The 22,181-nt window shown below is 58.1% G+C and carries 18 protein-coding genes, 1 tRNA gene and 2 pseudogenes; 8 read left to right on the top strand and 13 right to left on the bottom strand.

The annotated features are described in order from the left end of the window. Positions 1 to 36 precede the first annotated feature (36 nt). The 7 genes and pseudogenes from AACY07_RS03045 to AACY07_RS03015 form a co-directional block, all read right to left on the bottom strand. Positions 37 to 981 (bottom strand): FecR domain-containing protein, encoded by a 945-nt coding sequence (locus AACY07_RS03045; protein ID WP_339473398.1) that lies wholly within the window; start codon positions 979 to 981, stop codon positions 37 to 39. After that, positions 978 to 1,502: a sigma-70 family RNA polymerase sigma factor gene (locus AACY07_RS03040; protein ID WP_133076473.1), complete on the bottom strand. Its 525-nt coding sequence runs from the start codon at positions 1,500 to 1,502 to the stop codon at positions 978 to 980. The genes AACY07_RS03045 and AACY07_RS03040 overlap by 4 nt, the downstream gene beginning before the upstream one ends. A 566-nt stretch (positions 1,503 to 2,068) precedes the next feature. Beyond that, complete coding sequence (locus tag AACY07_RS03035) at positions 2,069 to 3,334, bottom strand: MFS transporter (protein WP_339473396.1); 1,266 nt, start codon at positions 3,332 to 3,334, stop codon at positions 2,069 to 2,071. A 33-nt stretch (positions 3,335 to 3,367) separates the two neighbouring features. Continuing rightward, entirely contained in the window at positions 3,368 to 4,438 is a 1,071-nt protein-coding gene (locus tag AACY07_RS03030) for a sugar phosphate isomerase/epimerase family protein (protein ID WP_133076439.1), read from the bottom strand. 112 nt (positions 4,439 to 4,550) lie between these two features. After that, the gene (gene pdxR, locus AACY07_RS03025; protein ID WP_339473395.1) at positions 4,551 to 6,056 is read right to left on the bottom strand and encodes a MocR-like pyridoxine biosynthesis transcription factor PdxR; all 1,506 of its coding nucleotides are present in this window, start codon (positions 6,054 to 6,056) and stop codon (positions 4,551 to 4,553) included. A gap of 219 nt (positions 6,057 to 6,275) precedes the next feature. Continuing rightward, positions 6,276 to 6,461, bottom strand: a pseudogene (locus AACY07_RS03020) (Fis family transcriptional regulator); the annotation flags it as partial. 69 nt (positions 6,462 to 6,530) lie between these two features. Continuing rightward, positions 6,531 to 7,445, bottom strand: coding sequence for a LysR family transcriptional regulator (locus tag AACY07_RS03015; protein ID WP_133076437.1), 915 nt, complete (start codon positions 7,443 to 7,445; stop codon positions 6,531 to 6,533). Positions 7,446 to 7,596: 151 nt separating this feature from the next. Between AACY07_RS03015 and speB the strand changes: the two genes are divergently transcribed. From speB to betA, 4 genes are all read left to right on the top strand, one after another. Continuing rightward, positions 7,597 to 8,595 carry an agmatinase gene (speB, locus tag AACY07_RS03010; protein WP_339473394.1) on the top strand — a complete coding sequence of 333 codons (999 nt, stop codon included), beginning with the start codon at positions 7,597 to 7,599 and terminating at the stop codon, positions 8,593 to 8,595. A gap of 54 nt (positions 8,596 to 8,649) precedes the next feature. Then, positions 8,650 to 10,158: an aldehyde dehydrogenase family protein gene (locus tag AACY07_RS03005; RefSeq protein ID WP_339473393.1), complete on the top strand. Its 1,509-nt coding sequence runs from the start codon at positions 8,650 to 8,652 to the stop codon at positions 10,156 to 10,158. A gap of 136 nt (positions 10,159 to 10,294) precedes the next feature. Next, a complete protein-coding gene (locus AACY07_RS03000) occupies positions 10,295 to 11,866 on the top strand; it encodes a purine-cytosine permease family protein (protein ID WP_133076434.1) in 1,572 nt (523 codons plus the stop codon). Between the two features lie 2 nt (positions 11,867 to 11,868). Beyond that, positions 11,869 to 13,557, top strand: coding sequence for a choline dehydrogenase (betA, locus tag AACY07_RS02995; protein ID WP_133076433.1), 1,689 nt, complete (start codon positions 11,869 to 11,871; stop codon positions 13,555 to 13,557). 408 nt (positions 13,558 to 13,965) lie between these two features. Here betA and AACY07_RS02990 read toward each other — a convergent pair. After that, positions 13,966 to 14,042, bottom strand: a tRNA-Met gene (locus tag AACY07_RS02990). 172 nt (positions 14,043 to 14,214) lie between these two features. On the opposite strand from AACY07_RS02990, the gene AACY07_RS02985 reads away from it, so the two are divergent. Beyond that, entirely contained in the window at positions 14,215 to 15,432 is a 1,218-nt protein-coding gene (locus AACY07_RS02985; protein WP_219261707.1) for an MFS transporter, read from the top strand. An 85-nt stretch (positions 15,433 to 15,517) separates the two neighbouring features. Here the strand turns inward: AACY07_RS02985 and AACY07_RS02980 are convergent, their stop codons facing one another. Beyond that, positions 15,518 to 16,057, bottom strand: coding sequence for an RNA polymerase sigma factor (locus AACY07_RS02980; protein WP_326397353.1), 540 nt, complete (start codon positions 16,055 to 16,057; stop codon positions 15,518 to 15,520). Positions 16,058 to 16,125: 68 nt separating this feature from the next. Further along, complete coding sequence (locus AACY07_RS02975; RefSeq protein WP_339473392.1) at positions 16,126 to 16,293, bottom strand: hypothetical protein; 168 nt, start codon at positions 16,291 to 16,293, stop codon at positions 16,126 to 16,128. 25 nt (positions 16,294 to 16,318) lie between these two features. Between AACY07_RS02975 and sctW the strand changes: the two genes are divergently transcribed. Genes sctW through AACY07_RS02960 form a run of 3 tightly spaced genes read left to right on the top strand, consistent with a single transcriptional unit; the run spans position 16,319 to position 20,417 of the window. Beyond that, positions 16,319 to 17,425 carry a type III secretion system gatekeeper subunit SctW gene (gene sctW / locus AACY07_RS02970; RefSeq protein WP_339473391.1) on the top strand — a complete coding sequence of 369 codons (1,107 nt, stop codon included), beginning with the start codon at positions 16,319 to 16,321 and terminating at the stop codon, positions 17,423 to 17,425. Further along, the gene (gene sctV, locus AACY07_RS02965) at positions 17,422 to 19,515 is read left to right on the top strand and encodes a type III secretion system export apparatus subunit SctV (RefSeq protein WP_339473389.1); all 2,094 of its coding nucleotides are present in this window, start codon (positions 17,422 to 17,424) and stop codon (positions 19,513 to 19,515) included. The genes sctW and sctV overlap by 4 nt, the downstream gene beginning before the upstream one ends. Continuing rightward, complete coding sequence (locus tag AACY07_RS02960) at positions 19,512 to 20,417, top strand: FHA domain-containing protein (protein ID WP_339473387.1); 906 nt, start codon at positions 19,512 to 19,514, stop codon at positions 20,415 to 20,417. The genes sctV and AACY07_RS02960 overlap by 4 nt, the downstream gene beginning before the upstream one ends. On the opposite strand, the pseudogene AACY07_RS02955 reads toward AACY07_RS02960, so the two are convergent. The 3 genes and pseudogenes from AACY07_RS02955 to sctJ all read right to left on the bottom strand — a co-directional run. Then, positions 20,377 to 20,877: pseudogene (locus AACY07_RS02955) on the bottom strand (type III secretion system outer membrane ring subunit SctC); the annotation flags it as partial. The gene AACY07_RS02960 and the pseudogene AACY07_RS02955 overlap by 41 nt on opposite strands. Beyond that, positions 20,853 to 21,413 carry a type III secretion protein gene (locus tag AACY07_RS02950; RefSeq protein WP_339473385.1) on the bottom strand — a complete coding sequence of 187 codons (561 nt, stop codon included), beginning with the start codon at positions 21,411 to 21,413 and terminating at the stop codon, positions 20,853 to 20,855. The pseudogene AACY07_RS02955 and the gene AACY07_RS02950, both read right to left, overlap by 25 nt. Continuing rightward, on the bottom strand, positions 21,410 to 22,156 hold the full coding sequence (sctJ, locus tag AACY07_RS02945) for a type III secretion system inner membrane ring lipoprotein SctJ (protein WP_339473383.1): 747 nt from the start codon (positions 22,154 to 22,156) through the stop codon (positions 21,410 to 21,412). The genes AACY07_RS02950 and sctJ overlap by 4 nt, the downstream gene beginning before the upstream one ends. Between the last annotated feature and the right edge of the window lie 25 nt (positions 22,157 to 22,181).

Raw genomic sequence — 22,181 nt, 5'->3', positions numbered from 1 at the left:
AGATTGAAAAAGCGATATAGGGCCACTTGAAAATAATTAGCCGCGCAGTTCGATCCGGGTCCAAAACCCCAGGTATTGCTCTATGCGCACAGGCAGGATTTGCTCCAGCGAGGCCAGTGCACGTTCACTGTTATCCAGGGAGAACAAACCGGAGACACGAAGCTGTGCGGCCGCCGGATCAATGCGTAACACCCCGCGCCGATAGGGCTGCAATGCCTGAATGACTTCTCCCAGCGCCCAATCATCGACACTGAGCCTGCCGCTCTCCCAACTGGTTTCCCCTTTGCGATTAGCGGCAAGTGGCTGGATAGCCCTTGAATTGAGACGGGCACCCGCTCCGCTCTTGAGCAACGAGCATTGCCCCTCGAGCAGACCCACGCAGAGGCTGGAAGTCATTGCCCACACATGAGTGGTGTCGTCTTGCAGCGAGACCATAAACCGTGCGTCAGAGCTGCGTGCAAATCCATGTGATGTGCGCACAACAAGTGGCCTGGGATCGTCGCTGGCCTCTATGACCAGTTTCCCTTTACGCAACATCACGTTTCGCTGGCTGGCAGTAAAATCGATATCCACCGCACTGCGCGCGTCCAGAACCAGCGTGCTGCCATCCGGCAGTTTGAAGTCACGACGTTGCGCAGTGGTTGTACTCAAGTCGGCCCCCATACTTGTGAACAGCTTGCTCTGCCGGCCAATCAGTGTCGCGCCGACACCGACTCCGCCAAGAACCAGGGCGCCCCGAAGCAAGCGGCGTCGTTGCGGATCTGGCGACTGCAGAACCCTGCGTACCTTCGAGTCCGAGTTACGTGCAAGCGGTAAAAAGGTTGTCCCCAGGTGGGTCTGCACTCTCTCCCATGCCTGCGCATTCGCCGCGTTGGCGATCCAGGCTTCGAACGCCTTTTGTTCATCATCCAGGACTTCGCCTGAACGCATGCAGGCCGTCCATTCGATGGCTTCCTCGATGGCAGAAGGTGCGCGTTTCACTCGTGAATCAGATTCTGGCAGCACAGCTTCAAACCCTTGGCTACATATTGGCGTACCCGAATTGTCGATACCCCTATCAACTCGGCAATGTCGGCGTACTTCATACCGTCCACCTGGCTGCACAGAAATGCAGTGCGGGCCCGTGACGAAAGGCCTGAGAGTAAGGCGTCGATTTCAAGCAGAGCTTCAATCGCCAGTGCCCGGACTTCAGGGGAGGGTTCGAATGCTTCGGGTTGCAAAGCCAACACTTCCAGATAAGCGCGTTCCAGATCGCGCCTGCGCCAACTGTCGTACATCAATCGCTTGGCGATTGTCGTAAGGAGTGCGCGAGGTTCGCGGATTGCCTGCGGTTCAGGCAATGCAACAACCTGAACAAATACTTCAGCAGCGATGTCAGCAGCATCATGGGAACAGCCCAGCCGCGCACGTAGACGATTCAACAACCAACCATGGTGGTCACCGAAAAGGCTGTGCAATACCGTCTGTCGAGCATTGGCAGAAGCGAGCGCGATTTGAGCCATTGGAATGAACTTAATGATAATTCTTATCATTTACCATGACTGTAGCTGTTGTTTCAAGGTGTAAGACTGCTGATGAGCGTTGCAAGCCCGGCTGGACTGCTCCCCCCCCAATTGTCGGGGATGCCGGGGGAAGGTCGACGGGGGAGTCCAGGACACACTCCCTGACACACCAAAGCCCGCAGCAGGCGCAATGTCATTCACTCAAGAGCAACGCTGCTCAAGGGTGGGAGCGGCAGAAGTCGCCTAACTGAGCAACAGACGGGTTTCTTTCCGATAAACGATAAAATGGTCTTGAGGTGCAGCAAGGCGCGGTTTTCTATATTGCCGGTGAAGGGCTCTAAGGCCTGGCTCGTCGGGCTTGGTCCATACACAACGCGAAATCATAGGATAAGGTCCCGCTCTACATTTCCAAGGGGGCGGCAGAACTCGATAGATGAAAAAAGTTCCGCCGCTGTAACGCGTTATCCCGATTGCGCGCTATTCATCGCCAGTTCATTCCTGAGTTGTAGCCAGAAGGAGGGATTGGCGTGGTAGACGATCCCTCCTTCTGGATTCCATAGCGATGATCAGGCTTGCGCCGCGCTCATCCCGCCAGTGGCCATGGATTTTTTGCGCACCGCTTGATAGAGCAGGCTGGACACCATGAAGCCCGCAATAGCCAGCACACTCATCAGGGAGAAGACATAGTTGTAACCCTGTTGACCGGGGAATTGGTCGAGGATCGCGCCATAGATGACATAGGCAAACATGCCGGGTGCATAGCCGATCAGGCAACCGATGCCAAAGGCCGAGCCGGTAATGTGCTGGGGAATGCCAACTTCACCCATGGGGGCCCAGAACACGCCGCGCATGGAGAACACGATCAGGGCGAAGGACAGGGTGGCGGCCATGCCTGCATAGATGAATCCCGGGCTTTTTGGAATCAGCATGATCACGCCCATTAGCGGCAGCAGTGCCAGGAATGCCCACTTCAGGTAGCGGCTGGTGCTCTTGAACTGCTTGTCGGCAATGAAACCGCCGGCAGGCCCGCCGAGGATTTTCAGGAAGTACTGGTTGATGATGCCGTAGGCGCCCACCAAAGCTACGGGCAACCCGTACATTTCCTTGAGGTAGGGAATGAAATAGGTCAGGCCGCAGTAGACGATGTAGACCATGAACACGTTGAGGCTGACCAGCCAGATTCCCGGTACCTTGATCGCCTCCATCAGGTTCGCCAGACCGTTCTTCGGTTTGGTCACCGACTGCGTGTTACCGCCCTTAAGCAGGAACCAGGTCAGGGTGCCGGCCAGAATGTCGATGACCGAGTAGAACAGGATCGCCGATTTCAGGCCGGTTTCACCCGAGCCCATGGCGACGAACACACCCAGGGCGGAAAAGGCCACCAGAGTATCAACCACGCCACGCCCGCCTTCGAGCAGGCCGAACAGTCGGCCTTGCTCCTTATCGTCACCCAGGTTGCGGATGGCTTTGAGCAGCGATGGCCAGAACAGGCAGTCGGCACAGATGGCCAACAGACTGAACACGATCAGCAAGTTGCTGAAAGGCGGAAAGGTCGCCAGGTACAACCCCAGGCTACCGGTCCCGATCAGGCCGAGAGGGATCAGTTTGCGCGTGTCGTAGCGATCGGCGAGCAGGCCGCCAATCACAAACAGTGCAGTAGCGACTATCGCGTTGGCGCTCAGCAGCATACCGATTTCAGTGTGGCTCAAGCCCATGAATTCCTGCATGGGTACATAGAAAGCGTCTTTGAGGTTCGCCAGCTTGTAGATGGTGCCGCCACCGAGGATGAGGATCAGGAACCTGAGCCATTTGGCCTTGTTTTGAGCTGTCATTATTGTTCTCCGGGCGTAATCGGGTCGTCAGGTTCAGGCGTTGGAATGGGTGGCCAGGGTCAGTTCGGCCAAGGTGCGCAATTCGGCTAGCAAGCTACGGACATAGGCGACCTGGTTGTTCGCCCAACGGTGTTCATCGGCCAGCATTCGTTCAAGCGAGTAACCATTCGGAAGCGGCGTTTCGCTCATCTCTCGGTAGGCAATGAAGGGATCGGCCGCCTCAAGGCTCTGACGGAAGGCCGGGGCCACGTAGTGGTTTTCTTGCTCGAGAATGAATGCGATCACCTGCGGGGTTGGTTCCCCCAGCATCAACAGCTCGAACAGCATGCGGGCGCTGGGCAGATCGTCCTCGTCGCTGCCCTGCAAAACGCCGTAATGGCCGAAGCCGTTTTGCTCGGGGACGATGCGCACACCCTTGAGATGGGTCTGACGGATGTGCGGCGCTAGGTTGCGCAGGGCCTGCAGGGGCTGTTCGCAGGCATTGATCATGTTGCCGAAGTCGAACAGGGCATGCAGGCGAGGGTGGTTGAGGCGGTTGAGCAGTTGCGCGATTTCACCGCTCTTGAGTTCTTCATGTTGCTCGAAGTCAAAGTACAGATCGTGTTCGTCGGCCTGTTGCGCGAGGTAGTGCAGGTCGGTCTCAATAATGTCCATGACCCGCGACAGGGTGCCCTCATAGCGTGAGTAAACACGGATATTGCGCACCCCTAGGACCCTGGCGATGGCGATCACCTGATCGACATCCTTTTTCAGCGTGCTACTGATTTCCAGGTGCACATCCAGTCCCAGCGCTTTGGCCTTGGCGGCAAACGCATGGAGCTGCACGGGCGACATCTGGCTCAGGCTATTCTCTTCACCGTCGAGCAAGTGCAGGCTCAGGCCTTGCAGTTCATGCCGGTAAGCGAAGTCCAGCAGATCGGCAGGGGTGACACGACCATGGGTGAGATTGGTCAGCAGCGGGTAGGCGTGGGCAAACAGGCGCAATTGCCCGAGACGCCCAAGTAGCCGCCGGGCCAGTGCGTCCGTCAGCACGGGAACAGCCCCGTACTCGACCACCTTATGGCTCAGCAAGGCGTTGAATCGTTCCTGGATCTTATTGTTCATTAGAGTCGTTCCTGGTTCAGACACCGGGTCTACCGGCGCAGCCTTTATCGCGCCAGTCAGGAACTCTCGATAGATCCATTATCAGTTAATTGATAAGACCACTTGCCTGGCATCAAGTGCTCGGCGGCAGATAACCCAATGTGCGCAAGGCCCGGGCCAGCGCTTCGACACGCTCCCGGGCCTGGTCTTCAGGCGTGCCGGCAAAGCCGATCAACAGGGCCGGTGACAGGGAATGCTTGATGCGGTAGTCGCTCAAGGCGTAGGTGTGGATGTTGTGTTGGGCCAGTTGCCGGGCAATGTCAGTGTCACTGAGTTCGGGGGGCAGCCAGGCGATCAGGTGCATGCCAGCTTCCGTAGGGGTAATCCTGAAAAAGCTGCCAATCTGCTTTTCAAGCTGTTCGATCAATGCCTGCTGGCGCGCCTTGTACAGCGCACGCATGCGGCGTATGTGCCCCAGGAAGTGGCCTTCACCCATGAAGTCCGCAGTTGTCGCCTGAAGCAGTGTGGGCGGACTGCGATCCATGACCGCGCGCAAGGTGCAGAAGGGTTCGACAAGGGTCTGCGGCAGAATCACGTAACCCAGTCTCAGTGACGGAAAGAGAACTTTGCTGAACGTTCCGACGTAGATCACCCGAGCCATCTGGTCCATTGCATAGAGCGCCGGGAGGAGTCGGCCACTGTAGCGAAACTCACTGTCGCAATCGTCCTCGATGATCCAGCTCTGATGCTGCGCGGCCCAGTCGATGAGTGCCTGGCGCCGCGCATAACTCAGGGTGACACCCAAAGGATGCTGGCGTGAAGGCGTACAAAACACCATTCGGGCATCAGGGCACTCGGTCAGTCCTTGCTGGACATCGATCCCCTGTTCATCGATACGCAACGGAATCACCTGAGCCCCCTGGGCCTGCAACGCAATGCGCGCGGCGATGTGCCCCGGATCCTCCATCCAGACGCTGTCCTGCGGATTGAGCAGCAGCATGCCCAGCAGGTTGAACGCTTGCTGCGCGCCGGAAACGATCACCACTTGCCCGGCACTGCAGTCGATGCCACGAGCATCGAATACGTATTCGGCAATCGCTGTGCGAAACGCCTGCAAGCCTTGCAACTCGCCATAACCCAGAATGGTCTTGGTTGGCTTGAGCAGATGACGGTTCATCAGGCGCCGCCAGATCGCCTGCGGGAATGCGTCATAGGTGCTGTGGCTAGGCAGAAAGGAGGTCGGGGCCGCGGGGTCCCAATCGGCATAGGAAACCCCGCGAAAATGATCGCTGCGCAGCGACAGCATCGACTGGCTCAGGTCGGACAGGCGAGGTGGCTGGCGCTGTTGCTCATCCTCGATACCTCGGTTTTCCCACTCAGTGCCGACATACGTACCGGCGCCAGTGCGCGAGGCCAGGAAACCTTCGGCAATCAGTTGATCGAAAGCATTGAGAATGGTGATCCGCGACAATCCCAACTCGTTGCTCAAGGTCCGGGTCGACGGCAGGCGCACCCCCCCCTGGATCCTGCCGTTAAGTATCTGTTTGCGAATCTGCAGATACAGTTGGCGGTACAGGGGAATGGCATTGGCACGGTCCAACTCGATAGCCGACAGCAGCAAACCTGCGGGGGATTTCATGACATGCTCGCCTGGGTGAAGTGGGGTTTGACCTGGAAACCGTCAGGCGACGGTAGGTAAGGGTATCGAGCGATACCCGATAAGTCATCCGTCTGGCGTTGACGTCCGGCGCAATACCGATTCGCTACAGCGCTACCGAGAGTGAGGCGATGCCCATCGACCATAAAAGGCCATTCCCGTTTACCGGCACTCTGGAAAAGTGGACATCAACATTAAACCGCCGCTCATCCCGAGGAAGGCGTCGCGCATTTCTTCCAGCACATCGGAGCCCAGGGTTGACGCGTCGATGTAAAGGTTCGGTTGCACCATCTACACGGCGTCCAGGTTGAAACTGAGTCCTCCGTGCAAGGCCAGGACTTCCTGGGTGATACCGACGCGGTCGATGAAGGTGACGTGGATGCGCATGGCGGGCCTGCAAGGTTGGCGAACTAAAATCAATATGCCGGTCGAAATTTGGATATGGCGAGCGTCACGTCATGCGTTACCGGTTGAACGCGCACTGGTGGCCAGGTCTTCCAGGAAGGCTTGCAGGATCGGTGGTGGTGCGGTGCCGCGTCGGGTGATCACGTCGAACGGCGACCTAAGGCGCATGCTGGCGGGGGCCAGCTGGTGCATCTCGCCGGACTTGAGCCATTGGGTCGCAAAGTGCTCGGGCAGAAAGCCCACGTAGGCGCCGGAGATGATCAGGATCGCCGACGCCTCGATGTTGTCCACGGTGGCTGCCGCCTTGCTGACGCCCAGGTGCTCCAGGTCGTATTGCTGCATGTAGCCGCGCACGACAATCCGCCCCGAGCTGATCTCTTCGAGCAATTCGTCACCTTCGGCCTTGTTGCCATACAGCGGGTGACGCCTCCCGCAATACAACCCTAGCGCCTCCTGGTACAGCGGTGAGTGCTGAAGGCCGGGCACATGGATCGGGAAGTGCCCGATGGCCAGGTGGAGTCGGCCGTCGAGCACCCGCTCTTCGAGTTCAGCCGGAGTACCCACGTAGACGTTCAGGTGCACGTCATGGCCCCTGGAAACGAAACGTTGGGTGGTACGCGGGATCGGCGAGTCGGGGTCGGTAATCGTGGTGTCGATGATCCCCAGGTTGAGCTTGCCGCTGATGTGTTGCTTGAGCACGTCGGCGTCCATGCAGAAGTTTTCCACCGCCGAGAGCAGGCGTTGGGTGGCTTCATGGATTGCCACTCCTTGCTCGGTCAGACGAAAGCCACTGCGGCCGCGCTGGCACAGTTTGACCCCGAGTCGGGTTTCCAGATGGGTCATCTGTTCGCTGATGGTCGACTGCCCGGCGTTCAACGCCGCCTGCGCGGCGGAGAACCCGCCACAGCGGACAATTGTGGCAAACACTCTGAGCAATTTCAGATCGACATCGTGCAGTTGAATCACTGGGGCGCTCCCGCGTGTGGATGCATCGGTAATGCCGATATGAATATCTGATGTTTAGCATTTTTTCCAAGAAAACCTGCGCCCATAGTCACTCCAACGGCGGTCGCCTGGCAGTCCGCCAAGCCGAATACAAAAAATGGAGAGGCTAGAAATGTCGAACAACGGTTATGAATCCGGTCGCCTGAACCTGCCATTCGTGGGTCATTGCACCTTTGGCAAATCCCCTGTGTGCACCGATTGGGACGCGCTGGATGCCGACGTCGCGGTGCTCGGCGTGCCCAACGACATGGGCACCCAGTGGCGGTCCGGTGCACGCTTTGGACCACGAGGGATTCGTGAAGCGTCGACGCTGTTTTCCTTCGGCCACGCTGGCGCTTACGACCACGAAGATGACGTGATGTACCTGACCGCGTCGGACGTGCGCATGGTCGACGTCGGTGACGCCGATATCGTTCACACCGATATGGCCACTAGCAACAGGAACACCGAATACGCGGTGCGCAAAATCCTCGATGCCGGTGTCATGCCGGTTGTACTCGGCGGCGACCACTCGGTGCACGCTCCGGTGATCAAGGCGTTCGAAGGCCGCGGTCCGATCCATATCATCCACTTCGATGCACATCTGGATTTCGTCGACGAGCGCCACGGCGTTCGCTACGGCCACGGCAACCCGCTGCGCCGCGCGTCGGAAATGAACCACATCGTAGGCATGACCCAAATGGGCATTCGCAACGTGTCGTCCTCCAACCGCGATGACTACGAAGCGGCCCACGAGGCAGGTTCGAAGATTCTCTCGGTACGTGATGTGCGCCGCCTGGGGGTCGAAGGTGTCCTGGCGCTGATTCCGCAGAACATCAACTACTACATCACGATCGACATCGACGGTTTCGACCCGTCCATCGCTCCTGGGACTGGCACCCCGAGCCACGGCGGCTTCCTCTACTACGAAGTGCTGGAAATCATCCAGGCCCTGGCCAAACGCAGCCAAGGCAACATCGTTGGCATGGACCTGGTGGAAGTGGCACCGGTTTATGACCCAACCGGCATGACGTCGATTCTTGCCGCGCAACTGCTGCTCAACAGCATCGGTTTCATCTTCCACGAGCGGGCCAAGGTGCGTGCCGCCGAGAGCGAAACGACCCCGGTCTGATCATCGAAACCACCAAGCCCCGCAGTATCAGACTGCCGTGCAGAGAGAATAAAAATGGACACGATCGTCAAACAATACCTGCAAAAATTCGGTGTCAGCGAAGCCACCCAGACCTTTCTCAGCAAGGTCCAGAAAATGTTTATCGGCGGCGCTTGGGTCGAAGCCAGCGATGGCCAGACGTCCGACGTCATCGAACCTTCGACCGAAGGCTTGATCACCCGTATTCCCATGGGCACCACCGATGACCTGGACCGCGCCGTGCAAGCGGCCCGTGCCCAGTTCGACGGCGGCGCCTGGCGTCAGACCAAACCGGCAGAACGCGAGCGCATGATGCAGCGCCTGGCGGACCTTATTGAACTGAACTCCGCTGAACTGGCGGAAATCGAGTCCATTGACATGGGCAAATCCGTTGCCTTCGCCAAGGACGTGGATATCCAGGGCACCGTCGATACCCTGCGTTACTTCGCCGGTTGGGCCACCAAGCTCCACGGGCGCACCGTCGAGCCTTCGTTGCCGGGCAATTACCTGGCCTATACCCGCAAGGAAGCGGTAGGCGTGGTCGGCGCCATCGTGCCGTGGAACTTCCCGCTGCAAACCATGGCCTGGAAACTCGGTGCGGCCCTGGCCACAGGTTGCACTGTGGTTGTCAAACCCGCCGAGCTGACCTCACTGTCGGCCTTGCGTTTCGCTGAACTGGTGCAGGAAGCGGGAATACCGGACGGCGTGATCAACATCGTCACCGGTCGCGGCAGCGTGGTCGGTGCGGCCATGGTTACGCATCCTGGCATCGACAAACTGACCTTCACCGGCTCGACCCCGGTTGGCCGTACCGTCGGCCGCGCTGCGCTGGACGAAATGAAGCGTCTGACCCTCGAACTCGGCGGAAAATCACCCGTCATCGTGTTTGCCGATGCCGACATTCCGGCGGCTGCACAAGCGGTCGCCAACGGCGTGTTTTTCAACTCGGGTCAGGTATGCGATGCAGGCACACGGGCCTATATTCACAGCAGTGTCTATGACGAATTCCTGCGTGAACTGATCGCCTACACGCGCACCCTGAAAATGGCCCCGGGCCTGGACCCTGACTGCTTTATCGGCCCGCTGGTCTCGGCACTGCAAAAGCAGCGCGTGACCGAGTACATCGAAACCGGCAAGCAGGAAGGTGCCGAGCTGGTCTATGGCGGCCAACCGGTCGATGGCCCTGGCTTCTTCGTCGAGCCAACCATCTTCGCCCACTGCCGAAACGACATGCGCATCGTCCAGGAAGAGATCTTCGGTCCGGTGCTGGTCACTGCTGCATTCGACGACGAGGAAGACGCGCTGGCCCTGGCCAATGACTCGCCATACGGCCTGGCCGCTGCACTGTATTCCAATGACCTTGGCAAAGTGCACAGCCTGATTCCACGCCTCAAAGCGGGTTCGGTTTACGTCAATGCCCACGGCACCCTCGACCCGTCGATGCCGTTTGGTGGCTACAAGCAGTCCGGATTCGGCAAGGATCTGGGCGCCGAGCAGCTCGATTACCTGCTCGAAACCAAGGCGGTCTGGATCACGCTGCCTTAAGTCACGGCTGACGCCCCTCTACACGCGGCGCCAATGGCGCCCTCATGACTCGGGAACGGCAAGGACGCGCCCGATAGTCGTTCACCCGAAAGAATGCGGTTGTCTCGTCATGATCTTCCAACAATAAGAGTACGTCATGAACACTAACGCCAAGTCAGCCTCGAGCGTATCGGCCCACGATGACAAAATCGTCGTTGAAAGCCATTCAATTGACTTCATCCCGGAGAACGAGCGAACCGATAAACTGTCGAGCCAGGGCCCGTTCTGGTTCCTCGGCAATTTCACGTTCTTCACCATGACCATCGGCTTCGTGGGCCCAAGCGTCGGCTTGACCGCGCTCTGGACCACGCTCGCTGGCACTCTGGGCATTATGTTCGGCACACTGTTCATGGCGTTTCATGGTTCCCAAGGCCCACACCTGGGCCTGCCACAAATGATCCAGTCCCGAGCACAGTTCGGCTATCGCGGTGTGATTCTGGTGTTACTGGCGACGCTGTTTGTGTTCGCCGGCTTCAATATCGTCAACCTGGTGTTGATGATGCAGGGGCTGCACACGCTGTTCGGCTTTCACCCCTGGGTAATCGGGGTCGCGGTGACGATACCGGCGGCGGTGCTGGCGATTCTCGGTCACGACTGGATGCACCGCAGCTTCAAATGGGCGTTGTTCCTGTCGCTGCCGCTGTATGGCCTGGTGACGTTGGCGGTGCTGATGGGGTGGGTGCCGGATGCGGCAATGCCAGCATTGGTGGCCGGCGAAGTGGCTCCAGCCCCATTGGGCTTCAACTGGACCGGTTTCATTGCGCAGTTTGCGGCAGCCGCCAGTTACAACATCGCCTACGCCCCGTATGTGTCTGACTACTCGCGCTACCTGCCAAAGAACACCTCCAGCGGCAAGTTGATTGCGGTGGTGTTTCTCGGTGCTTCGTTGTCCGGCGCGTGGATGATTTCCGTAGGTGGCTGGCTGGCCGATCACCTGCACTCCACTGACGTGCTGGTGGCCCTCGGTCAAGTCGGCAACACCGTGTCGCCACTGATGGGGACGGCGGTCGTGGTCATCACCATCGTGGCGTTCCTGCCGGTGATCGCGATGAACATCTACAGCGCGAAACTGACCACGCTGACTTGCGTCGATTCAATCAAGCACATCGAACCCACCCGCAAGGCGCGGATTCTAGCGATTGGCTTCGTGATCCTGCTGCAACTGGGCGTGGCCCTGAGCATCCAGAGCTCGGGCAAAGGATTGTCGGTGTTGGGGATCTACCTTGTGGTGATGCTGTACTTCTTGGTGCCCTGGACCTCGGTCAACCTCACGGACTACTTCTTCGTGCGCAAGGGCCGCTACGCCATCCCGCACTTCTTCATGCCCCACGGCAACATCTATGGCAGCTGGGGACTGCGCGGCATCGCCGCGTATGCCATCGGTTTTGTTTCGATGATTCCGTTCTTCTACATCTTCGACGGCGTTGAACAGCGTGAAGTCTATGTCGGCCCCCTCGCCAAGGCGCTGGGGAGCATCGACATCGCCTGGCTAGTCGGGCTGATCGTCTCTGGATTGGCGTACTACTGGCTCAGCCGTTCGATCGATCTCAAGCGCGAGGAAGCCGTGATCCAGCAAATCGAAAAAACCTCCCCGCAATACACCACTGGCGACACGCTGACCCACAAACAGCAAAAGCCGGTTTTCACTGAATCAACGGTCGGGAGATGACCATGGTTACGCAAAAATACGACTACATCATCATTGGCGCAGGCTCGGCAGGTTGTGTCTTAGCCAGCCGCCTGAGTGAAGACCCGGACACCTCGGTACTGGTGCTGGAGTTTGGTGGCAGTGATCGCAGCGTGGTGATCCAGATGCCGAGCGCGTTCTCGATCCCAATGAACACCAAGAAGTACAACTGGCGCTATGAGACCGAGCCGGAGACTTACCTCAACGGCCGGCGGGTTCACTGCCCACGGGGTAAGGTGTTGGGTGGTTCTTCGTCGATCAACGGCCTGGTGTACATCCGTGGCCATGCGCTGGACTTTGACGAGTGGGAATCCCTCGGTGCTGAAGGGTGGGGCTATCGCAACTGTCTGCCGTACTTCAAACGGGCCGAGAACTACGAGTTGGGTGGCGACAGCTATCGCGGGAAAACCGGGCCGCTGCACACCACCAACGGCAACAACATGAAAAATCCGCTGTACGGCGCATGGGTCGAAGCCGGTGCAGAAGCGGGCTACATCAAGACCGAGGACTGCAACGGCTACATGCAGGAAGGTTTCGGTGCCATGCACATGACCGTGAAAAACGGCGTGCGCTGCTCGACTGCCAATGCCTATCTGCGGCCTGCCATGGGCCGTCCGAACCTGACCGTGATTACCCACGCGATGACTCGCCAGATCCTGCTTGAAGGCAAGCGCGCTGTGGGGGTCATGTATGACCATGACGGTCAGACACATCAGGTCCATTGCAACCGTGAAGTGCTGATATCGTCCGGTCCTATCGGTTCGCCGCACCTGCTGCAACGCTCGGGTATCGGTCCGGCCGATGTCCTGCGTAAAGCCGGGATTGGCGTGCGCCATGACCTGCCGGGGGTAGGGGAGAACTTGCAGGATCACGCCGAGGTGTACATCCAGTTCGGCTGCAAGGAGCCGGTGACACTCAACAGCAAGATGGACCCGCTGAGCAAGCTGATGATCGGTTTACGCTGGCTGCTGTTCAAGGACGGGCTTGGCGCGACCAACCACTTCGAGGCCGGCGGTTTCATTCGCTCGGAGAAGGGCCTGCGCTGGCCGGACATTCAGTTCCACTTCCTGCCGGCGGCCATGCGCTACGACGGCAACAAACCGATCAAGGGCCATGGCTTCATGGTGCTCACCGGACCGAATAAACCGAAAAGCCGCGGGTATGTGCGGGCGCGCTCGGCGGATCCTTACGTGCATCCGGAAATTCGCTTCAACTACCTGGAACGGGAAGAGGACCGCGAAGGCTTTCGCCGCTGCATTCGTCTGACTCGCGAGATCATCGGTCAGAAGGCGATGGACCGCTTCCGCGATGGCGAAATTGCCCCTGGCGCGCACCTGACCAGCGACGAAGAACTCGACGCCTTCGTGCGTGACAATCTGGAAAGCACCTACCACCCTTGCGGTTCGTGCCGCATGGGCGAAGATGACATGGCGGTGGTTGATTCTGAATTGCGTGTGCGCGGCATCGCCGGTTTGCGCGTGATCGATTCTTCGGTATTCCCGACCGAGCCGAACGGCAACCTCAACGCGCCGACCATCATGCTGGCCGAACGCGCATCCGACCTGGTTCGCGGGCTGAAGATGCTGCCGGCGTCGCTTGTACCCGTGGGGTTGGTCGAGGATTGGGGGAGCAGTCAGCGCTCAACGGTGCCGGGCCGCAACGTGCGGGTTTAATTCTGTAGAAATGATCGCAGCCTGCGGCAGCTACTGCATTGGAATTCGTTCCCCTGTAAGAGCTGCCGCGGCTGTGATCCGTTCCCATTGCTAGTCTGTGACTTCTTGAGACCGCCATGGAGACAGAGAAACCAATACGCCTTCCGACCAGAGTCCCCAGTATTTCTGGCTGTTGGGTTTGACCCGGAAATACAGAGCGCTGCCGTCCAGCTCACGGCAGGCGCAAGCTTCTGGTTCCAGACTGGGCAGTGTGGTGTCAGCCATGGGGCTACAAGCAGGCATACACGAAGGCGGGGCTGTCAGGGGACATAGAGCGACAAACCGAATCCCCCAGACACAAGAAAGCCCGCACTAGGCGGGCTTCTTGTTGGTTTCATGTTCATCTTGCGATGTAGTGAAACCGGTATTTGGTGGCTACACAGGGACTTGAACCCCGGACCCCAGCATTATGAATGCTATGCTCTAACCAACTGAGCTATGTAGCCAATGGCGCGCATTATTCCCTCGTAATGGACATGTGTCAAGCAAATATCTTAAAAATTCTTTGTGCTATCAACTGCTTAAGGTTTTGGGCGGCTTTGGATGGCAATATCTTGTAAAAAAATGGCACATTGACGTACCTGCAAGCGCGCATTCACCTGTCGTACGGAAGCTCAAATGGCTCTTAGCAACGCTCAAACAACTACAACCGCGTCCCCTCCAGTTCCCCAGTCCAGCCCGTTAGTCATGCGCATTATCGGTGCCGTGGCGTTGGCGCATCTGATCAATGACCTGATCCAGGCGGTACTGCCGTCGATCTATCCGATGCTCAAGGCCAAATATGACCTGACCTTTACCCAGATCGGGCTGATTACCCTGACGTTCCAGATGACGGCTTCTCTATTGCAGCCGTGGGTGGGTTACTACACCGACCGTCATCCCAATCCGTTATTGCTGCCAGCCGGTATGGTGTGCACCCTGATAGGGATTTTGATGCTGTCCCAGGTTGGCAGCTTTCCGCTGATCCTGCTGGCGGCAGGGCTGGTCGGGGTTGGCTCTTCAACCTTTCACCCTGAAGCATCCCGCGTGGCAAGGCTCGCCTCAGGCGGACGATACGGCCTGGCGCAATCGACCTTTCAAGTGGGTGGCAACGCGGGCTCGGCCTTCGGGCCGTTGTTGGCTGCGGCCATCATTATTCCCTATGGCCAGGGCAATGTGGCCTGGTTCGGGCTATTTGCGCTGTTCGCCGTAGGGCTGCTGTATGTCATTAGCCGCTGGTACCGCAACCACTTGAACCTGTTCAAGCTCAAGGCCGGGCAGAAAGCGACCCATGGCCTTTCAAAACGGCGGGTGCTCGGTGCGTTGGTGGTGCTCGGCCTGCTGGTGTTCTCCAAGTATTTCTACATGGCGAGCCTGACCAGCTACTACACCTTCTTTCTGATTGAGAAGTTCGACGTGTCGGTCTCGACTTCACAGCTGTATCTGTTCCTGTTCCTGGGAGCCGTTGCAGCGGGTACGTTCTTTGGTGGGCCGATAGGCGATCGCATCGGACGCAAGGCGGTGATCTGGTTCTCGATACTCGGGGTGGCACCGTTCACGTTGATGTTGCCTTATGCCGACCTGTTCTGGACCAGTGTGCTCAGTGTGGTCATCGGCTTTATTTTGGCCTCTGCCTTCTCGGCTATCGTGGTGTACGCCCAGGAGCTGGTGCCGGGCAATGTGGGAATGATTGCGGGTATCTTCTTTGGCTTGATGTTTGGCTTTGGCGGGATCGGTGCCGCCTTGCTCGGGCACCTGGCTGACATTCATGGCATCGAGTACGTCTATACCCTGTGCTCATATCTGCCGCTGTTCGGCGTGCTGGCGATTTTGCTGCCGCGAACGAAAAAAATCTGAATCGGTAGTGGGCGGCCACTCCCTGGCCTTTCTGCACGCTAACCCTCAACCATGGACCTCTCTGTGCAGATGTCCGTGGTGAGCACTAGCAGTGGGTGGCTATCTTGAGCTGCTCCCGGGCCCGCGAGATGCGTGAACGAACCGTCCCTATGGGGATCTCCAGAACATTGGCCGTGTCGCGATAACTACCGCCGCTTTCCAGCGACACGTACAGCGTATTGCGCATTTCGGTTGGCAGCCGGTTGATGGCCGTGAGGGTCAGTTCAAGACGTCGATTGATTTCGAACTGACCACCCAGGTCGCTGGCGCAATGCTGCTCAGGGCAGAGCGCCTCGTCGAACTCGCAATGTACCGGCCTCGCGTACAGCCGGCGAAAGTGATTGCGAATCAGATTCTGGGCAATGCCGCACATCCATGTGCTCAGTGTTGCCTGGCCATTGAAGCGGTCTTTGCTGCGCCAGGCCTCCAGACAGGTCACTTGAAAAATATCGTCCGCATCCTCGGGGTTCAATACGCGCTTGTGAATAAAGGCTTTCAGTTTTTTCTGGAGCCCGGTCGACAGATCCAGGGGGGTGGTAGAAGAGGTCAAGAGGGGTGGGGAGGAAACATCATCAAGGCAATTCATTTTTTATCCTCAGGTGTGCGCTATCGCAATGATTTCGACGAAGGCCTCCTAAGCACCGCCTGTGCCAATCAATGAATTGCCTGTATATGATTGTTTTTTAAGGGTTTTATTTTTTTGATGGCACCTTTTTGTGCCGAAACTTGCGTGGCCTGTCCTGGGCTTGCGCCAACTTTTTCAAAAACCATGTCAGCTGCGCGCCGGGGAACCGTTTGCCTGGGACCGGCCACACAGGTCATCGAACCTTCCTGACTTGGCATCCCTATGAAATTTGACGGACGAAACGAGGCCGTGCAGGCACTGAGTTCGATGCTCTCTTCGCGGGCCGTTCAAATTCAGACGCCGCATTCGTCTCAGCAAAGTGCCGCCGAGGAAGTCGGCATGCTGTTCAGTCAAAAGGTCGAGAGCAGCAGCAAGGAACTGAGTCAACGCAAGCTGCGAACGCTGGATACCCAGGTGCAGAGAATTCAGGGTATTGAACAACTGAACGAACTCTATGAGCAGCTGGGTCATCCCGGCCAGCTCAGCCTGGGGCAACTGGCCCGGCAAGTTCGTCAGGAGCTGTTGTCAAAGCCGGATGTCGAGGGTTTGCTGACGTTGACCGGTGGTGATCCGGCTCGCACCCACGTCGTACTGCAGCACGTGACAGACCAGGCACAGGCACAAGGGCGTGAAACTGAAGCGGCGCTGGCGCGTGATTTTCAAGAGCAGGTGCAAGCCCGCTATCACCCGCAGATCCAGGCCGGGGTGAATATCGCGCTGGCGCTTAAAACGGCCGATGGCGATGCCGCATTGCGTCAGGCGGTTCGTGTTTTGTATTACGCCAGCGTGGTGGTGAAGCAATCGCTGGTGAGCATTACCCAGGCGCTGTTGGGACTGTTCGGTGAAGAGGAGATCAGTGTCGGTCTGAGCATGATGAGACGAGCGCTGGCGGATGATCTTGCGGCCTACCGTCCCTCTGTTCCGACCATCAAGCTGCGAGCCTTGTTGCTCGGTCTGCAGGGCTGCAGCCAACTGGGCAGTGCCTTGGGTAATTGCCGTCTTTATCTTGAGCGTTTGCCATCCCGTGAACGGCAGGCCGAACTGTCGGCCGTTGCCCTGTTGCAACGTCTGTTGGGATACGCGAGTACTGACATTGACGCCGAGGAAGTTCGAAGCCTGAGCCGGGAGTTGGGTGGCGCCAGGTTGTCCAGCCAACTGGTCTCGCTCAATCAACTCTACCCGTTGATTCAGCACCTTCCCCTGGTGCTGTGGAGTGATCCGGAAAAGCGCCAGACAACCTTGCAGCTTTTTTTGAGCCTGATGGGTGAACACACTCAGGCCGAAGGCATTGCCCAACTGAGGCCCGGGTTGTCGAGATACATTCGATGAGACTTGTTCAATGGCTCAATAAAGGCCTGAACAGCATTGCAAGTCCGGGAGAGGTACTTGGGGCCATTGTGGTGCTGGGGATCGTGTTTATTTTTATCGTGCCGCTGCCGACCTGGATGGTCGATATCCTGATTGCGGTCAATATCTGTATTGCCTGCCTGCTGATTGTTCTGGCGTTTTACCTGCCGAGTCCTTTGGCGTTCTCTTCGTTTCCTGCACTCCTGCTGCTTACCACGATGTTTCGCCTGGCGTTGTCGATTGCGACGACCCGGCTGATCCTGATGGATCAGGATGCCGGTGACATTGTCGAGGCGTTCGGCAACTTCGTGGTGGGGGGCAATCTCGCGGTTGGGCTGGTGATCTTTCTGATCATCACCATCGTCAACTTTCTGGTGATTACCAAGGGCTCGGAACGGGTGGCCGAAGTGGCGGCGCGCTTCAGTCTGGATGCGATGCCAGGCAAGCAGATGTCCATCGACAGTGACTTGCGTGGCGGGTTGATCAATGGTGCGCAGGCTCGTCACAAACGCGATGAGTTGTCTCGGGAAAGCCAGCTGTTCGGGGCAATGGATGGCGCCATGAAATTTGTGAAGGGGGACGCCATCGCAGGCTTGGTCATTGTTGTGATCAACATCCTGGGCGGGTTCTCCACCGGCATGCTGCAACACGGAATGAGTGCTGCCCAAGCCATATCGCTGTATTCAGTGTTGACCATTGGTGATGGCCTGATCGCGCAGATTCCGGCGCTGCTGATTTCATTGACCGCAGGCATGATCATCACCCGCGTCGCTCCCGACGACCAATCCCCACGCAGTAACATCGGTACGCAGATCGGGCAGCAAATAACCGGCGAACCCAAGAGCTGGATAATCGCATCGGCGGGAATGCTGGCGTTCGCAGCCTTGCCCGGGATGCCGACCCTGGTTTTTTTCGGTATTGCCCTGGGTACCTTTTCGTTGGGGCTTTACCTGTTGCTGCGCAGCAGCAAAGTCGAGGAGTTGCAACCGGTACAGGTGGAGCAGATGGCCCCTGAACAAAACGGCGAAGAAGATCTCAGAGTGTTCGAACCGTCGCGCCCTTACTTGTTGCAGTTCGCCAGCGCACATCAGCATCAGGAGCGCACCACGCGACTTATTCACGGGATTCGTCAGGTGCGCAACAGCATTGTCACGACTGCCGGCTTGACCCTCCCTTCCTTTGAAATCGAATACAGCGCCCTGCTGGCCGAGGATGAGTTCCGTTTTTGTGTTCACGAAGGGCCAGTGCTCAAGGCGACCTTTGGTGACTGGCTGGCCGTGGCGCGGGACAGTGTCGACCCGCAACCCCCGGGTGCGTTTAGAGGCAGCGAGCAGCGAGATGAACTGGAGTGGTTATGGCTGCCACCCGACGACCCGCTGCTGGCCCGGGAAGAGGTCAGGTCGTTCAGTGCTCATGCCTTGATTCTCGAACGCATGCGCCAAGCGATGATGATCAGCGGGCCACGGTTTCTGGGGATCCAGGAGTGTAAATCGATCCTCGGCTGGCTTGAACAAAGCCAGCCTGAGCTGGTTCAGGAGTTGCAACGCATCATGCCGCTCTCGCGGCTCTCTGGCGTCTTGCAGCGCCTGGCCAGTGAGGGCGTGCCCTTGCGCGCCATACGACTGATCGTTGAAGTACTGACCGAGCACGGCCAGCACGAACGTGAAGTGATCGCGCTGGCGGATTACGTGCGGATTGCCTTGAGGTCGCAGATCTATCACCTGTACAGCCAGAACGATGGCCTCCATGCCTGGCTGTTTTCTCCCCACACCGAAAACATCTTTCGCGAGGCCTTGCGCCAGACCCAATCCGGCGTGTTCTTTGCGCTGGACAATGAGCACAGCACGCAGCTCGTGCAATTGCTCAAGGAAGCCTTCGGGTCCCGTACACGCGAGAAAAGCGTGTTGCTGGTTGCACACGACCTGCGCAGCCCTTTGCGCACGTTATTGTTCGATGAGTTCAACCATGTGCCGGTCATATCGTTCGCCGAGTTGACGGGATCGGCCAAGGTCAGGGTGCAGGGCCGATTTGATCTGGAATACGAAGGCCTGCTGCGCGAGGTCGAGTCTTGAGTCTCGAACCCTGTGAGCCTGACGTGCTGTTCGAATTGCGGGTGCTGAGCGGTTTGCATCAGGGCGCTGCGTTGCCATTGTTCGGCGAGCAGTGGTTTATCGGCGCGCATCAGGAGGCCGACCTGGAGTTGTACGACCCCGGGATTGCAGATCGGCATGCCCGGTTGACCCGCGTTGATGGTCGATGGATTGTGCAGGCGCAAGAGGGGTTGCTGCAGGATGAAACTGGCGCGACCCTGGCACACATTGCCAACCTGATCCCCGGTGCCGAGTTTTCCATTGGCGGTATTCGACTGTGTATTGCCAATGCACACAGTCTCTGGAGGGAGGCGCCTGCAGCCATGCCTTGTGTGTCGAGCCAGGCCATGCCCGAACACAGGCGAACACCGCCCGAAGGGCGCATGGGGAAATGGCTGCTGGTCACCTTGACAGTGCTCGTGCTGGCCATGGCCGGGTTGGCCATGTCGCCTTCCAGCACGGTGCCGCTTCCCGCACCTCAATCCTCCGCAGTCGGTGACAGGCGCCCGCTTGCGACGGTCCATCAGGTCCATCAGCAATTACTCAGCATGTTGATTGAGCGCGAGCTGGGCAATCGCATCACGCTGGAGGTGGCCGCAGATCGAATCACTCTGCGTGGGGACGTTGCTCAAGAGGCGCTGGCGCTGGTTTCACGCATGCTCGATCGCTTTGAGGCGCAGTTTGAAACACCGGTTTCGATCATTAACAAGGCGCGGGAAATCAGTACCGCGCTGCCCTTCAGGATCGTGCAGATAATTGGCGGCAAACGGGCACATGTTGTTCTGGCAGACGGGCGTCGGCTGTTTTTCGGAGATGAGACGGACGGCGTGCGGTTGACGGCGATCGACAATCATCGCCTGCTGTTTGAGGGGAAACAGCGCTAAAGGCGCCGTCCTCAATGTCGATGATCAAGTGAATTTGATTGGTCCCATTGGCCGCGATAACCCTGGGTATGACCTGGAAGCTGGTACCTGTGGTAACCGGCAAGATATTGGCCACCCTGTCACCGATGGCTCTGATGTATTGCGTGTGATTGAAGTCGATGACGGCCGGTTGATTCTCCAGTGTCATGATCGAAGGGTTGGACACCACTGTCGCCAAACCGCGCTCCTCCAGGGTCTTCACATCAGCCACGAAGCGATCAAACTGGGCAATGGAGACAGACGAAATGCTATTGCCTGACAGGTTCCCCACTCCGGCCCGGAAGCGGCTGTTCTGAAACCCCCAGTTCACGCCCAGCTCTTTGAGTTGAGTGCGGTTGATGTCCAGAATCAGGGCGTCTATTTCTACCAGTTTGCGTGGTACATCGAGCTCGGCGATCAAGGTTTGATACAGCGCCCGTCGATGCTTCCTGAGTCTGGAGGGTATGTTTGCTCATGCCAGAGCACGGCTTGCCAAAGCACCTCAAGCCTGGACATGCGGATATCCAACGGTGGTTTTTGCTCCATTGCCATGATCCTTGTAGGCGCAAAGCGCAGTCGCAACCGTTGCCACACGTGCGGCTCAACCCAAGCCCTAAGCAGCTGCAACGTGTCGTCGGTTGGCTGGAGCCAGCTCTGGGTATGCAGGCCTGTCGCCAGGCGCTGGCACCATAAACGTTGTGTGGCTTTTAGCTGACTTGGCAGCCGCGGGCGGCAAATATGATCGATCAGTTGCAACATGAAGCCGTGTTGCGACGGCTGGGCCAACGCCAGATAAACCAGGCTGGCAGAGGGTTCGCAGGGCAGGCAGGGAGTAATCGAAAAAGCCTTGCTCACGGCCGAGTGCCGGCTTCGGGTCATGGCACCTTCAGAAACAACAGCCTCAGCGTTACGCCAGTCCGGATGGGTTTTTCGCCATGGGAAGGCCCACCACTGAACCCACAGGTCAGCCTCGGTCATGCAGAACCTTCCTCAGGTGGGGGCGTTTTATGTCTCAACTTCAGCCACATGACAGGGCCGGTAATCGCAAGAAGGAGCCCAAATACTCCACCGGCAAAGGTTTTTTTCCAGAACCCCAGGTTTTGCTCCGGCACCAGAAAGGGGCCGAAGAAGAGCAGCTGCTGCTTGTCTTGAAAAGCAGCCGCCGGAACAAATACCGTGGTTATTTTGTTCGAGTTGTCTAAAGCCGTGGCCATGCCCGGAATACTGCTGGCAACCATTCGGCGTACCCGAGACTGAATGCTGTCGGGGTCCAGCCTTGAGTCATGTTTGATGAAGACCGAAGCCGACGCGGGCTGAACTGCCTCGCCCGGGGCTACTCGCTCGGGAAGCACCACATGCACACGCGCAACGATGACACCGTCTATGTTTGACAGCGTGGCTTCGAGTTCCTGTGACAAGGCGTGGATGTAGCGGGCACGCTCTTCCAGCGGGGTAGAAATGACTCCCTCCTTGCGAAAGATTTGTCCCAGTGTCGAGCGTGTTGCTTTGGGTAGCCCGGCGGCTGCAAGAGTCTTGATAGCCCGGCTGATATCTTGTGCACTCACCCGCACGGAGACTCCGTTTTTGGTAGGGATCTTTTGGCTATGGACTTGCTTGTCTGCCAGTTCGGCGATGACTTCATTGGCTTCTTGTTCGGAAAGCTGGCTGTGAAGCTCCACACTTTCACCACAACCGGCCAAACACATTACGAGCAAAAACATCAGGCTCTTGATAAGGCGCGACACA

The organism is Pseudomonas sp. RL_5y_Pfl2_69 (genome assembly GCF_963970465.1).
Taxonomy (GTDB): Bacteria; Pseudomonadota; Gammaproteobacteria; order Pseudomonadales; family Pseudomonadaceae; genus Aquipseudomonas.
The sequence above is the reverse complement of the archived record's forward strand: the minus strand, read 5'-3'. Positions and strand labels throughout refer to the sequence as shown.